Below are 14,088 nucleotides of genomic sequence, written 5' to 3' on the forward strand. Positions count from 1 at the left end.
GCTGCCATGGAAACAATCTCGATTGTTGGCGGCGGCATTGCCGGCCTGGCGCTGGCGTCCTGCCTGGACCCGAACCGCTTCGAGGTGACGGTTTACGAGAAGCGGCCGGAGCTGCCCAGCGTGGGGAACGCGCTGGGGATGTGGCCGAACGCCCAGCGCGCCTTGGCCCGGATTGGGGTGCTGGAGGAGGCCCGGGCGGTCAGCCCGGTGATTGGCAGCGGTTCAGTCCGCAATGCCGCAGGCGAGCCCTGGGTCACCGTCAGTGCCGGGGACATGTTCGCGGTCTCCCGCATCGAGCTGCTGCGGCTGCTTGATGCGGCCGTCCCCGCTACCGTCCGCCGCGTCACGGACCATGTCCAGGCGCTTCCGCCCCGGGGTGGCCTGGTGGTCGGGGCAGACGGCGTGCACAGCCTGGTCCGCCGCGAGGGCTGGGGCAGCCGCAGCGCCGCCAAACTCACGCCCTACCTCGCCCTGCGCGGGACCCTTCCCTCGACGGTCAGTCCGGACGTGGTCGGCGAGTACTGGGGCCGCGGCGACTTGTTCGGCATCGCCTCCGCCAGGGGTGGAATGTTCTGGTACGCCAGCTACCGGTCCACGCTTGGCCCGTACGGCATCGACGCAGCGTCAGCCCTGGAGCAGACCCGGGAGCGCTTCGCAGCGTACGCGCCGGCCGTCCGGCAAGTACTGGCGGCCGCCACGCCCGAAGCCTGCCTGGTGCAGCGGATCTGGACAACTCCGCGTCTCAAGTCCTTCGTCCATGGCAGGACCGTGCTCATCGGTGACGCTGCCCATGCCATGGCCCCCACCCTCGGACGTGGCGCCTGCGAATCGCTGGTGGACGCGGTAACACTGGCCGATCTTCTGAACACGCTGCCTGAGGAGCAGGCACTTCAGGCCTACGACCGGCAGCGCCGCCTGCGGACCCGTGCCCTGAGCGTGGCCTCCTCCGCGCTCGCGCGCGTTGCGCTGGCAGAAGGCGGGCAGCCCCTCCGGGACCGGCTGCTCAGCCTGGCGCGACGGCGGCAGGTGCGTGCCGCCGTCGGCAGCGGTTCTGCAGGCTGATCAGCGGACGGGAGCGGCAGCCTTCCCCGTTTCGTCATCGGACATCATGCCAAGTGCGGGGCCGGGAACTGCCGCGGGAGGAGGCGCTGCCGGCAGCCGCTTTCGGCCGGGCCCTTTCCGCCCGGACCGGCCGTACACCAGGTACATGGTGATACCAGTGATGACCATGAGCAGCACGGTGTACACAAAGGTGTTGGCCACACCCTCAGTACCCTCGGCACCGTCAGTGTTGGCCTTGATCACCAGGCCCAGGGGCTGGACCAGCGGGTGGGCCAGGAAGATCGCGGTGTCGTAGTCATCCAGCAGGCTGTTGAAGTTCAGGGCTGTGATGGCGGCGGCTGCCGGCAGCACCAGCGGCAGGAGGATCCGGCGGAACACGTAGAGGGTTTTGGCGCCCATGATGGCCGCCGCCTCCTCCAGCGAGGAATTCACGGAGGCAAAGGACGCCTTGAGCATCCGCAGCGTGAAGGGGATCTTGACCGTCACAAAGGCGATCAGCAGGATCACCGTGGTGCCCGTGAGGACGGCACCGCCCACCAGGGGATTGGGGTGGTCGTAACTGATGATCAGGCCCAGTGCGAGCAGTGCCGAGGGCAGGATCCACGGTATATGCAGCAGGTATTCGAAGGCGGTGGACACCCAGTTCCGGTACTTCTGCAGCAGGCGGGCCACGAACAGCAGGCCGCCGACGGCGATCAGGGCTGCCAGGGCGCTGTACACCACACTGACGATGAACGGCCGCAGCCCGGATTGCTGCGTCAGGACCCGCGCGTAGTTCTCCAGCGTCAGGCTGTCCAGTGAGAGCTGCCCGGTTTGGATGGCGGCGCCGTCGGCAAAGGAATACAGCACAATCAGGAGTACCGGCAAGGTGTATACGGCAAAGAGCAGGTACGCCAGGGTGTGGACCACCACGTTGGCTACCGGGTTGGTGATCTGCTGTTTCTGCAGGGCCGAGGACACCTTTGACACCGAAAAATACGTGCCCCCTTTTTCGAGCCGGGACATGACGGCGAGCATCAGGATGGTGGCCACGCCCAGGATGACCGCCAGCAGCGCAGCGAGGTCGCGGGAGGTGGGGCTGTTGGTGAAGGTCAGGATCATCGGCGTGATGGTCTGGAAGTCCCGGCCGCCCAGCACCTGCGGGGCGCTCAAAGCGCCGAGGCCGGTCAGGAAGGACAGGATGGTGACGGCGAACAGCGTGGGCTTGAGCATGGGCAGGACAATCCGCCGGAGGATTGTCCAGGTGGAAGCGCCGAGGTTCCGGGCCGCCTCCACAGTTTGGTAGTCGATGCCCTTCAACGCGTTGGCCACAAACAGCATGTGGTTGGTGGTGGTGGCAAAAGTCATCACCACCAGGACCGCGAAGAAACCCGAGAACCAGCCCGGGTCCAGGCCAGGGAACACCTTGACCAGCAGGGACGTGACAATGCCTTTGTCGCCGTAGATGAACTTGTACCCGGCCGCCAGCACAATGCCGCCGTAGATGAACGTCGAGGCGTAGCCCAAAAACAGGATCCTGGATCCCCTGATCCGGAAGTAGTGCGTCACCAGGACAATGAAGACTCCCACCAGGTTCACCGTGATGGACAGTGCCACGGCGAGCAGGAAGCTGTTCCCCAGGGCTTTCATGGCCCGTTGGGAGGAGAACAGTTTCTCCGCGGCCCGGCCGGAGAAACTGCCGTCCGGGAAGAACGTCGCCATCAGGATATTCACGTTGGGCCACACCAGGAACGCGGCGATGAACCAGGTGAGGACAACACCCACCACCAGGACGAAGGGGGAGCGGGCCATGCTGCGGACCGGCGTGCCGCTCATGGCAGCGGTACCGCCTGGTCTTCCCGCTCCAGCGCCCTGCCGGTCGCAGGGTGGTACTGCAGGACGTGTTCAGGCCGGAGATACACCGTGGCATCACTTCCCGGCTCCGGCTGCGGCCCGCCGTCCTCCCGGACCAGGAGGCGGATATCCGAGCCGTGGCTGCGCACCACGTAGCGGCTGTGCAGGCCGTGGTAGGTGCGGGACAGAACCGTGCCGGGAAGTCCGACGGCGGCTCCCCCTTCCGCCCCCGAATGCAGGGACGCTTTTTCCACCCGCAGGTAGGAGCTGGCGTCCGTGCTGAGCGCAGATCCCGAGCGGCGGTTCACCTCCGCGACGAACTCCGGAGTCAGCGCCGAGCTGTCGCCGATGAAGTTGCAGACGAACTCGGTCGCGGAATGGTCGTAGATCTCCTGGGGCGTGCCCACCTGCTCCACCACGCCCTTGTTGAACACTGCCACCCTGTCGCTCATCGCCAGCGCCTCGTCCTGATCGTGCGTGACGTAAACAGTGGTGATGCCGAACTGGCTTTGCAGGTCCTTGAGCTGCTGCCGCAATTGGTGCCGCAGCTTCGCGTCCAGGTTGGACAGGGGTTCATCAAGCAGCAGGATCTTGGGCCGCAGGACCAGTGCACGCGCCACCGCCACGCGCTGCTGCTGCCCGCCGGACAGTTCTGCTACGTTCTTGGCCAGCTGATCATCACTGAGCTCCACCCGCCGGGCGATGTCCCGGACCATGTGGTCGCTGTCCGCCGGTTTCTCTTTCCGTACGCGCAGGCCGAAGGCAATGTTTTCCCACACGCTCATGCTGGGGAAAAGGGCATAGTTCTGGAACACCATGCCCACCTGCCTCCTGTCGCTGGGAAGCCTGGTGACATCCTTGCCGTCCACCCGCACTGTGCCCTTGGATGGCTGGATGAAACCGGCCAAGGTGCGCAGCGCCGTCGTCTTTCCGCAGCCCGACGGTCCCAGCAGGGTGAAAAACTCGCCGGGCCGGACGTGCAGGTCCAGGTTCGGGATGGCGGTGAAATCGCCAAAGGAAACTTCGATGTTGTCCAAGCGGATCATGGCTACCCTGTCTGGTGGAACCGGAAGCGGGCGGGGCGGAACCGGTTACGTCATGTACTCGAGCTCGATCTTCTCCACCCAGGCACCCATGTTTTCCTGCACGAATTCCCAGTCGATGTCCTGCTGCTTGAGGTCGGCGAAGAAGTCCACCACGTCCGGGTTGGCTTTGGCCTGGGCCGCCTTGTTCACCGGCATGGAGTTGAACTTCTGCGCAAACTCGCCCTGGACCTCGGCGCTGCCGAACCAGTCGATGAACTTCTGCGCCTCATCCTTTTTCTTGGTGCCCTTCACCAGGGCTATCTGCTCCACGGCAAGGGGAACGCCGGCGGAAGGGATCACGGTCTCGACGTTGACGTTGAAGGACTTTTCGCGGTCGGCAATGATCGATGACGGCATCTGGCCCATATCCACTTCGCCGGAGGCGATGCGGGCAAAGAGGTCAGTCTTGGCAACAGCGGGGCTGCCGTTCTGGAAGTACTGCTCCACCTGCTTCCAGCCTTCATCCGAAATGCCCAGATCGCCGGAGTCATCGCGGTAGCGGCTAAGGATGCCTGCGAAAACCAGCTGGGCTGTGGCGGTACCCAGGCCCGTCACGCGCTCGTAGCGGGCTTTGAATTCGTCCTTCGTCCAAAGATCAATCCAGTCCCGCGGCGCGGCATCCTTGGAAAATTTGTCGGAGTTGTAGCCCAGGAGGATGGCCTGTTTGACCAGGGGCCAGTAGGCTTCACCGTCCGCCAGTTCCTTATCAACGTCCCCGGCCCAGGCCGGCTCGTACGGTTCCAGGACGCCTTCGGCCTTGATCTGCGAGAAGTACATGTTGTTCAGGCCGAAAGCGACATCGGCGATCGGATTGTTTTTTTCGGCGATCAGCTTGTTGGTGGCGTCAGCGCCGCCTGCTCCCACGATCTCGATCTTGAAGCCTGCTTCCGCAGCCTTTGCGGTCAGCCAGTCCCCGCGGCCTTCGCCGTTGGAGTTGGTGTAAACCACCAGTGTTTCGCCGGAACCACCGGCAGCAGCCGGTGACGAATCGGCCGGGGCGGCGGGGGACGTTCCGCCCCCGCCGCATCCCGCGAGCAGGGCAACGGCGACGGCGGCGGCAGCCAAAGTGTGGAATTTACGCACGATCAGGACTCATTTCTGGACTGGAATCGGAGCATGTCCGGCCAGCCTATAGCTGGGCATGGCGAAAATCCGGCTTTATTGCTATCGATTCGATAAACAGCCGGACTGTCCACTGTGGTCCAGCTCGAGAAACGGCTGGCGCCCCGCGCGTAAACCTGGGGTTAACTCTCGTTGCTGCCGGCCGCCGTCGTGCAGTCCAAGAGTCAGTCCTGTTGGAGCGCGTCCGTCAGGTGGTGCGTGGGGATCCTGTCCCGGTCGTAGGTGATTTCGGTGTAGCCGTGCGGCTCCGGCTTGCCGGAGGCGTCGAGGTTGACGAAGACGATCTCCTCAATGGTCAGGATGCTTTGGCGTGTGATCATGTTCCGGACCTCGGCCCGCATGGTCAGCGACGTCCGGCCGAAACGGGTGGCGGTCAGCCCCATCTCGACCAGGTCGCCCTGGACGGCGGAGCTGACGAAGTTGATTTCCGAAATGTACTTCGTGACCGCGCGGCCGTTGCCGAGCTGGAGGATGGCATAAATGGCAGCCTCCTCATCGATCCACTTCAGCAGGCTGCCGCCGAACAGCGTGCCGTTGGCGTTCAGGTCCTCGGGCCGGACCCACTTTCGGGTGCGGAAGGTGATGTCTGCTGATTCCATAGGCAGAGGTTAGCTGAGGAGCGTCGGCGCCAACGAGTATGACGGCCACGTCCTGCTGCTAGGCCATTGCTGTGTGCGCTGCGCTGCGGGCGTGGATGGTCTTCGCGTAGCAATATGAGTGTTCAACGCCTACGTAGGGGCCAAAGTTGGGAACGGGTTCAAAGCCGGAGTTCTCGTAGAAGTTCCGTCCGTCGGGCTGGGCGGAACCGGCTTCGGCCTTGATGCGGGTGATTCCCTGTTTGAAGGCTTCGGCTTCCAGGGCAGCAAGGATGGAGCTGGCCACGCCCGAGCCGCGGGTGTAGGGCAGGACGTAGAGGCGCTTGATTTCCGCCGTCGTCGGGTCAAGGAGCCGCAGGCCGCCGCAGCCCACGGGCTGGCCGGAGCCTTTGTCGTACGCCACGAGGAACACTGCGCAGTCAGCGCTCGACGGCGGCGGACCCGGTTCGTGGTCCGGCGTGCCAAAGCGGGCGTCGAGTTCGGCCTGCTGGGCGTGGCGAAGGTCGGCGCCCACCGGGTTGGACCAGGCGACCTGCCGGATGTTCAGCCGGGGATTGGTCTGCATGTCTGCCTCGATTCGCCGAAGGGATATGCCTAACAAGGCTAAGAGGCGCCGGTTACGCGGGTGTTTCTTCCCCGTAAGCGGCCGGATAACGCTGCGCGCTAATTCACTTGGCTGGCTAGTTATTAGTTGGTCTAGGATATTTTTATGCGCTCCAAAGGCAATGAAGGCTCCGGATATTGGTATGGCCCGGACGGGCAGCTGGACTACAGTGCGGCCGTGCTGAAGTCGCTGCGCGACTATCGCGCGGCCGAGACTGCTGTCCGACGGTCCACGCGCGACTCCATGGGCATGGGGGAGACGGACATTCTCGCGCTGCGCTACCTCCTCCGCGCCCAGGCTTCAGGCAGGAGTGTGGCCCCTAAGGACCTGAGCCAGTTTCTGGGAATCACCAGCGCTTCCACCACTTCGCTCATCGACAGGCTTGCAGCGAGTGGCCACGTCCGCCGTGAGGCGCACCCCACGGACCGGCGCTCGGTAGTAGTGGTTCCCACACCCGAATCGGACCAGGAGGTCCGGGTGACTCTTGGTGCGATGCACCGGCGCATGATGGCGGTTGCGGAAGGGCTCAGCGCTGAGGAGGCCCGGGTGGTGGTCGACTTCCTGCAGACCATGACCGAAGCCCTCGAGCATCTCGATGAAGGGCATAAAGAAAGTAACTAGGCGGGCTAGCTAGATGACCTAGCAATATGTATGCTTACGATCAGTTCCTGAACCCCAGCAGACCGGAGTCGTGAGTGCGTTGGTTACTTTTACTGAGCTTGGTTCCCCTGACATCTTTGCGGGCCGGACATCGCTGAACGGCTTTCCGACGACTGATGGGCCCGCCGGGCTCGCCGCCGTCCACTGCGGTACCAGCATGGAGCTGGTTACCCCGGCGGTGGGACCGGCCGCCGTCGGCTACACCTTTGGACCGGACGACGGCGGCCCTGTCCAGCTGCCGCCCGTGTGGCGCTGCGGCTGTGGCTTCCAGCTGGACGCAGGTCTGGGTGCAGCCCACATCCCCGCCCTGTCTGCATGAGCACCCATGCCCTGGTGGTGGGGCAGAAGCAGGCCACGCTCCTGTCCGGGGCAACCGTGGCGGCTCGCTACGAGCTCAAGGAACGGCTGGGCCGCGGTTCGCTCGCTGAAGTCTTCCGCGCCATTGACCGTGAGGGCGGCCCGGACGTAGCCGTCAAGGTGGCTGTGGGCGACTCGAGGAAACACTTCGAGCGGACCACGAACGAAGCCGCCGTCCTTTCTGGATTGGACCATCCGTCGATCATCAGATTTATCACCCAGGGCGTGATGCCTGCCGGGACACCGCTGGCCGGCCGTCCCTTCCTGGTCGAAGAACTGGCCCTGGGAGCGAGCCTCTCCGAAGTGATCCACACGCACCCGCCCCAGGCCCCAGATGTCGCCGCCTGGGCCTCCGGCCTCTTTGGAGCGCTGGCCCACCTGCACGAAAAGGACCTGGTGCACCGTGATATCAAGCCTGCCAACCTGATGCTGAGCGGTCTTCGGAGAAGTCCCGTGCGCATCATCGACTTCGGCATCGTTGCTGCGGCGGGTTCGCCTCCCGAACCTGGCATCTCATCGGGAACGGTGCACTATATGAGCCCTGAGCAGGCTGCAGGCGGACCGGCGCGGACCACCTGGGATGTCTATGCCATGGGACTGGTGCTGCTGGAGCTGCTGACCGGAGCCAAGGCTTTCCCCGGCACAGCCATCGAGTCGCTGGTGGCCAGGACCCTCCGAAGCCCCGCCGTTCCGGACTCCCTTGGACCTGGCTGGTGCAACCTGCTCCAGGCCCTGACGGCCATGGACAGCGCTGCACGGCCGACCGCTGCCGAGGCCGCCGCAATGGCCAGCCGGCTGGTACGCACACCACCTGCGAAGGCGAGCGGTCCCTGCAGGAAATTGACCGTGTTCCCCTCGCGCCGGATCGGGCAGCCGGCTTAGGGCTCCGCCACGTTCTTTCCAGTGGGATCCTCGGCGGTGGGATCAGCAAGGGCCAGGCCACCCACGGGGCTGCCGTCCCAATGGAGGAGCTTCCAGCCGTTGCCCGGATCGCCTTCCAAGGCCACGATTCCGGTGTTGGCCAGTACGTGCTTGGCAGCGAACTCGTGGTCCGCGCCGTCCGCCCGGCGTCCGGCCCAGGTGCGAATGGCCGCACCGTGGCTGACCACGGCCACGGTGGCCTCCCCGCCTGATGCCCGTTCCAGAACGGTTGCGATGGCGGCGTCGAAACGCCCGAAGAATTCGTGCCCGTCAGGACCTGCAGGCATCCGCCGGTCAAGGTCTCCTGCGGCCCAGGAAATCACCGTTCCCATGTACCGCTTGTGCGATTCGTGGTCCGTCAGCTTTTCCAGCGACCCCGCCTCGATCTCGTGCAGGCCGTCCAGCACCTCCACGTCCAGGCTTTGCCTCCGGCCCAGGGGCGCCGCGGTGATCTGCGTCCTGATGAGGGTGGACGCGTACAGGGCGTCGATCCGCTCATTTGCCAGCGCCCGGGCCAGGGCTTCCGCCTGCCGTTCACCGAGTTCGGTCAGCCCGGGGCCGGGGTGGGCGGTGTCCAGTTGGCCAAGCACGTTGCCGGGGGTTTGCCCGTGGCGGATGAGGAGCAGCTTCATTCCTCCAGTTTCGCACCTGGCAGCGTGCCTCCCGGCCAGCCCCGGGAAAGGCTCCCGTAACAGAAGGCGCCGGGCTCCGCAAAGCCCGGCGCCGCCGTCGTACTATTCCTGGCTTCTGCCGCGGATTACTTGAGGTGGTCCACCAGCTGGTCCGCGATGCCCGTGTACTTGCCGGGCGTCAGTTCGAGCAGGCGCGCCTCGGCATCGGCTGACAGGCCCAGGCCCTGCACGAATTCCTGCATTCGGGCAGCATCCACGCGCTGTCCGCGGGTCAGGTCCTTGAGCCGCTCGTAGGGGTTCTCCATGCCTTCGACGCCGGCGATCGCCTCGGCGCGCATCACCATCTGGATGGCTTCGCCCAGGACTTCCCAGTTGGTGTCGAGGTCCCCGGCCAGCACGTCTTCGGCTACATCCAGGCGTTCCAGGCCCTTGGCGACGTTGGAAATGGCCAGGAGGGAGTGGCCGAACGCCACGCCGATGTTGCGCTGGCTGGAGGAGTCCGTGAGGTCGCGCTGCCAGCGGGAGGTGACGAGCGTTGCAGCCAGGGTGTCCAGCAGGCCGTTGGAGATCTCCAGGTTCGCTTCTGCGTTTTCGAAGCGGATGGGGTTGACCTTGTGGGGCATGGTGGAGGACCCGGTGGCACCTGCCACCGGGATCTGCGCGAAGTAGCCGATGGAGATGTAGCTCCAGATGTCCGTGCAGACGTTGTGGAGGATGCGGTTGAAGCGCGCGACGTCGGCGTAGAGTTCTGCCTGCCAGTCGTGGCTCTCGATCTGCGTGGTCAGCGGGTTCCAGGTCAGTCCCAGGGCCTCCACGAAGGACTTGGACACCTGCTGCCAGTCCGCGCCGGGAACGGATGCAACATGGGCTGCATAGGTGCCGGTGGCGCCGTTGATTTTGCCCAGGTATTCAGTCTTGGCAATGCGGTCCAGCTGGCGGGTCAGGCGGTGCGCGATGACCGCCAGTTCCTTGCCGAGCGTGGTGGGGGTGGCGGGCTGGCCGTGGGTGCGGGACAGCATGGGGACGGCACGGTTTTCCTGCGCCATCTTGCTGATCTGGTCCACCAGTGCGCGCGCCGCCGGGAGCCACACGTCCTCCACAGCACCCTTGACGCCCAGTGCGTAGGAGAGGTTGTTGATGTCTTCTGAGGTGCAGCCAAAGTGCACCATGGCCGTCAGGTTTTCGATGCCGATGGCGGGCAGGCGGCGCCCGATGTAGTACTCCACAGCCTTCACGTCATGGACAGTGACTGCCTCGATTTCGGCGAGTTCCGCCACTGAGGCGGCGTCGAATTCGGTGACGATCGCGCGGAGCTGCTCCTGCTGCTGCTCGGTCAGGAGACCGGCGCCCGGGAGGACGTTGTTGCTGGTCAGGTGGATGAGCCATTCAACTTCGACGGCGACGCGGTCGCGGTTGAGGGCTGCCTCGGACAAGTAATCAACGAGGGGCGCGACGGCAGACTGGTAGCGGCCGTCCAGCGGGCCAAGCGCGATTTTTTCCGGGGACGCGGCGAGGGCCAGGCGTCCTGAGGGCGTACGGGTATCAGCTGTGGCGGCGGTTTCAGGCATGTGCTGATTCTTTCATGAACTGCCGTGGCAGCTTTAGCTGGTTACTTGTCCACATAGCCGACGCCGGTGGTTGGGTACCCGCGTTGTCCTCCGTAGCGTTCATGCCAGGCGGATCAGCGGGGCCGCTTTGCGTAGAAAGGTGGTCGGTTGATGGGCAGCCAACTGGCGGAGGCAGACCTGCAACAGGAGATGCTGCGCGTCTCGCAGGTGAGGGCATTGGCCGAACGGGTGGCCGTCTGCGTTGTCCGCGGTGAGGACGTTGTGGACAGCTTCAGGGATATCCAGCTGCTGCAGTGGGAGTCACCGGCAGGCCGCGCATACCGGGACGCGGTTTTGCTTCAGTCGGCAGCCCTGCGCCGTGCGCTTGAAGCCTTGACTGAGGCCAGGGCTGCGGTGGAGCGGCACAGCCAGGAGACCTTCACTGCCGGCTGCACGTCTCCGGCTGCGCGCTGATGTCTGAGGTGATGCCCTCAGGCAGCGGCTCCATCCACCTGTCCGGCCCTCCCGACGACGGATTCCTCACTATTCGAGGAGGTGTCGGCGGCATCAGGTTCCAGCTGGAAGAGCTGACGGGAGGCGCCGAAAAGCTCGATGACCTGGCGGACAGGCTCTCTGGATTGGAGGTTGAGATCCGCCGGATTTGGGAGGACCTGGTGCCTTTCCAGGACTTGCCCCGATGGTCGGGCAGCCTGGCGATGAATGCCGTCGACGAGTCCGAGCGGTCCATTCAAAAAGTACGGACTGAGCTGCAGCGCATCAGCAGCCACGTTCGGGCCTGCAAGCAGGAGTACGAAGTGGCGGAAGCCGTGGCGGGGACATACAGCAACCCCGACCGGCCACTCATCGCCGCTGAGCTGGAGATGCAGTCAGACTTTTGGCGGACGGGATTCCTGAACAGAACGGCTGTTGAGAACCTGACTGCGCTGGCGGTTCCCGCTACTCCCCTCGCCAAGATGCTGGTGGAGGCTGCGTATCCAGGAATGAGGCCGCAGCCCATTGAAGTCCAGCCGCAAGAAAGCATTCCCATTGATTTCGATCCTTCTCCCGCGGGTCTGCTGGAACGTATCCAGCTGATCGATGCGCGTGGAGCCGGTTTCATCGAGGTGATCGAGGTCGAGAACGCAGGACAAAAGGCATACGTGGTGGTAATTCCCGGCACGCAACTGAACACACCAGACGAGAATCCATTCGGCTTGAACGGAATAGTCGAGGGCGTTGGCAACCGTTCCGGCAATGTGAGCGCGGCGGTTCTTGAGGCGCTGAAAGCGGCCGGCGCCCAAAAGGGCGCCACGGTGGTGGCAGCGGGCTACAGCCAGGGTGGGATCCATGCGATGAACCTGGCTGCGAACGAAGATTTCCTGAGCGATTACGACCTGAAATACGTGCTGACAGCAGGGTCACCCGTGGCAGGAATCAGGCCGGATCCCGGCGTCAGCACCCTCCATCTGGAGCATCGGACCGACTGGGTTCCCGGCACCGACGGAGCACCCAACAGGGACGCCAGGAACCAGGTAACAGCGACTATGAACAATGATTTGTACGCTCAGACAGGGGAGCGGGTGGGTATTGGTCCGGGTCACCAGATCAGCAGCTACCAGGACGGCGCCCGGGCAGTATCAGCCAGCAATGATCCCTCCCTTGTTGCATCTACCGCGGCGCTGGGCGCTGCATTGGGAGCGGGCGGAACAGCTACAGCCACACGGTTCTCCCTGTCCCGGACCAAGGGTCCCGAGACAAATCTCCATGCGGCGGACAACCGGAGGCGGGAGCGCGGGTACGGCGGACGGTAGCGGGCGCAGCGCCGGCGCTGAGTTACCTATCGTCGGGTGCCGGTAATCCTGCCGGCCACGAGTGAGACCAGGGTGATGATGATCGCCGCCAAAACGGCGGTCCAGAAGAAGGAATCGATAGTGAAGTGCACTGGAGTGTAGCTGCTGATCCAGGAGGTCAGGTAGAGCATCGCAGCATTGATCACGATGGTGAACAGGCCGAGGGTCAGGATGGTGAGGGGCAGCGCGAGGAGGCTCACCAGGGGGCGGACCAAAGCATTTACCAGGCCGAAGATGAGGCCGATGAACAGGTAGGCGAGGACAATCCCGATGGTGTCCGTCCCCTGTGTCACGCCGGTCTTTGCCACCGCATCCGCTGTGGCGGAGCTGGAGATCTCCAGCCCTGGCAGTATCCAGCCCGCCACCCAGAGGGCGAGGCCATTGATCAGTACCCGGGCAATCAGTCTCATAGGGCCATGGTTTCACACCGCCCTGAGGGTTGGCTCAAAGACAGAATGCCGGCCGCGGGCTCCCGGCTCCGCCTTTCAGATGCTCGAATCAGTCAACCTGATCCCCGGCGCAATCCAGCCTTCCTTCCGGCATCGGGAGAAGTAGGCTGGTCTCCATGACGTCATCAAACACCCTTGCCGGGGGTATCCAGCCGCGTCCTGTGGTGGCAAGGCTGCCACGCTACGCCGCGGGCAAACCTCCTGCGGCCGTGGAGGGACTGGCCAGCTACAAGCTGTCGTCGAACGAAAACCCGCTGCCTCCCATCCCGGCGGTTATCGAGGCCATCGCGAGGCAAACGGACTTCAACCGCTACCCCGACCCCTTGAGCAGCCGCCTGCGCACCGAGCTGGCCGGATTCCTCGATGTTCCCGCCGAGGATATTGTCACCGGCGCGGGCAGCCTGGGCGCGCTGAACCAGCTGCTGGCGGCGTTCGCGGGGCGGAATGAAGACGGCAAGCCGGATGAAGTGGTTTACGCCTGGCGCTCCTTCGAGGCTTACCCCATCAGCGTTGGCCTCTCGGGTGCAGACGGTGTTCCCGTCCCGCTGACCAGCGAGGGCCGCTATGATCTCAAGGCCATGGCGGCGGCAGTCACAGCCCGAACCAAAGTGATCCTCCTGTGCACCCCGAACAATCCCACCGGTCCTGCCCTCCGTGCCGCTGAGACCGAGGCCTTCATCCGCTCTGTCCCGGCTGACGTGGTGGTGGTCATCGACGAGGCGTACCAGGAGTTCGTGCGCGAGCCCGGCGCGGTGGACGGGATCAGCCTCTACCGCAAGTACCCGAACGTGGTGGTGCTCCGCACCTTCTCCAAGGCACACGGGCTGGCAGGCCTGCGCGTTGGCTACAGCATCTCCAATCCGGAGCTGACGCAGCACCTGCGGGTCGCAGCCACGCCCTTTGCCGTGTCGCAGATTGCGGAAACGGCAGCAATTGTTTCCCTCCAGAATTACCCCCAGGTTGTAGAAAGGGTACAAAGGCTGGTGGATGAGCGGGACCGGGTCACCGAAGGGCTGCGCAGCCTGGGCTGGGCTGTTCCCGACGCGCAGGGAAACTTTGTCTGGCTGGATCTCGGCGCCGACAGCATAGGGTTCGCCGAACTGGCGGCCACACAGGCACTGTCGGTGCGGGCATTTGCCGGCGAGGGAGTAAGGGTGAGCATCGGTGAGGAAGAGGCCAACAGCCGGTTTCTCGCGTTGTGTGCGAACTATACAAAGGCCCCGCGCGCTTCCTAGCACTTAACAAGTAGCTTTGCGCTTAGTTACTGAGGATAAAGTTAGGATCAGTAAGCCAACATATATGCCGCAAGGGGAATCTATTCCCTTTACGGCATATATCCCAGCGACATTGCATTGCATCCGGATGCGGCA

General features: G+C 64.3%; 15 protein-coding genes. 7 read left to right on the plus strand and 8 right to left on the minus strand.

Translation table 11 applies throughout. The features are described from left to right. Positions 1 to 6 precede the first annotated feature (6 nt). Positions 7 to 1,062 carry an FAD-dependent monooxygenase gene (locus tag QRN11_RS01795; RefSeq protein WP_285249628.1) on the plus strand — a complete coding sequence of 352 codons (1,056 nt, stop codon included), beginning with the start codon at positions 7 to 9 and terminating at the stop codon, positions 1,060 to 1,062. Here the strand turns inward: QRN11_RS01795 and QRN11_RS01800 are convergent, their stop codons facing one another. From QRN11_RS01800 to QRN11_RS01820, 5 genes are all read right to left on the minus strand, one after another. Continuing rightward, a complete protein-coding gene (locus QRN11_RS01800) occupies positions 1,063 to 2,877 on the minus strand; it encodes an ABC transporter permease (RefSeq protein ID WP_285249629.1) in 1,815 nt (604 codons plus the stop codon). Next, positions 2,874 to 3,941, minus strand: coding sequence for an ABC transporter ATP-binding protein (locus tag QRN11_RS01805; RefSeq protein ID WP_285249630.1), 1,068 nt, complete (start codon positions 3,939 to 3,941; stop codon positions 2,874 to 2,876). The genes QRN11_RS01800 and QRN11_RS01805 overlap by 4 nt, the downstream gene beginning before the upstream one ends. Positions 3,942 to 3,986: 45 nt before the next feature. Then, positions 3,987 to 5,063 (minus strand): extracellular solute-binding protein, encoded by a 1,077-nt coding sequence (locus QRN11_RS01810; RefSeq protein ID WP_285249631.1) that lies wholly within the window; start codon positions 5,061 to 5,063, stop codon positions 3,987 to 3,989. A gap of 203 nt (positions 5,064 to 5,266) precedes the next feature. Further along, positions 5,267 to 5,701, minus strand: a complete 435-nt coding sequence (locus QRN11_RS01815; protein ID WP_142057405.1) for an acyl-CoA thioesterase — start codon at positions 5,699 to 5,701, stop codon at positions 5,267 to 5,269. 58 nt (positions 5,702 to 5,759) lie between these two features. Beyond that, complete coding sequence (locus tag QRN11_RS01820; RefSeq protein WP_091419524.1) at positions 5,760 to 6,263, minus strand: GNAT family N-acetyltransferase; 504 nt, start codon at positions 6,261 to 6,263, stop codon at positions 5,760 to 5,762. A gap of 144 nt (positions 6,264 to 6,407) precedes the next feature. Here QRN11_RS01820 and QRN11_RS01825 point away from each other — a divergent pair, with 144 nt between their 5' ends. From QRN11_RS01825 to QRN11_RS01835, 3 genes are all read left to right on the plus strand, one after another. Then, positions 6,408 to 6,923 (plus strand): MarR family winged helix-turn-helix transcriptional regulator, encoded by a 516-nt coding sequence (locus QRN11_RS01825; protein WP_285249632.1) that lies wholly within the window; start codon positions 6,408 to 6,410, stop codon positions 6,921 to 6,923. Positions 6,924 to 6,993: 70 nt separating this feature from the next. Further along, a complete protein-coding gene (locus QRN11_RS01830) occupies positions 6,994 to 7,281 on the plus strand; it encodes a hypothetical protein (RefSeq protein WP_285249633.1) in 288 nt (95 codons plus the stop codon). Continuing rightward, a complete protein-coding gene (locus QRN11_RS01835) occupies positions 7,278 to 8,201 on the plus strand; it encodes a serine/threonine-protein kinase (protein ID WP_285249634.1) in 924 nt (307 codons plus the stop codon). Before QRN11_RS01830 ends, QRN11_RS01835 begins: the two co-directional genes overlap by 4 nt. On the opposite strand, the gene QRN11_RS01840 is transcribed toward QRN11_RS01835, so the two are convergent. Next, positions 8,198 to 8,872, minus strand: coding sequence for a histidine phosphatase family protein (locus QRN11_RS01840; protein WP_285249635.1), 675 nt, complete (start codon positions 8,870 to 8,872; stop codon positions 8,198 to 8,200). The genes QRN11_RS01835 and QRN11_RS01840 overlap by 4 nt on opposite strands. A gap of 125 nt (positions 8,873 to 8,997) precedes the next feature. Beyond that, entirely contained in the window at positions 8,998 to 10,440 is a 1,443-nt protein-coding gene (gene purB, locus QRN11_RS01845) for an adenylosuccinate lyase (protein ID WP_285249636.1), read from the minus strand. A 150-nt stretch (positions 10,441 to 10,590) separates the two neighbouring features. Between purB and QRN11_RS01850 the strand changes: the two genes are divergently transcribed. Further along, positions 10,591 to 10,893, plus strand: a complete 303-nt coding sequence (locus QRN11_RS01850; RefSeq protein WP_285249637.1) for a hypothetical protein — start codon at positions 10,591 to 10,593, stop codon at positions 10,891 to 10,893. A gap of 11 nt (positions 10,894 to 10,904) precedes the next feature. Beyond that, entirely contained in the window at positions 10,905 to 12,230 is a 1,326-nt protein-coding gene (locus QRN11_RS01855) for a hypothetical protein (RefSeq protein WP_285249638.1), read from the plus strand. Between the two features lie 26 nt (positions 12,231 to 12,256). Here the strand turns inward: QRN11_RS01855 and QRN11_RS01860 are convergent, their stop codons facing one another. Beyond that, positions 12,257 to 12,679 (minus strand): phage holin family protein, encoded by a 423-nt coding sequence (locus tag QRN11_RS01860; protein ID WP_142057421.1) that lies wholly within the window; start codon positions 12,677 to 12,679, stop codon positions 12,257 to 12,259. A gap of 155 nt (positions 12,680 to 12,834) precedes the next feature. Here QRN11_RS01860 and QRN11_RS01865 point away from each other — a divergent pair, with 155 nt between their 5' ends. Continuing rightward, a complete protein-coding gene (locus tag QRN11_RS01865) occupies positions 12,835 to 13,953 on the plus strand; it encodes a histidinol-phosphate transaminase (RefSeq protein ID WP_285249639.1) in 1,119 nt (372 codons plus the stop codon). Positions 13,954 to 14,088: the final 135 nt, after the last annotated feature.

The sequence above is a fragment of the Pseudarthrobacter sp. fls2-241-R2A-168 genome (assembly GCF_030209335.1).
Classification (GTDB): Bacteria; Actinomycetota; Actinomycetes; order Actinomycetales; family Micrococcaceae; genus Arthrobacter.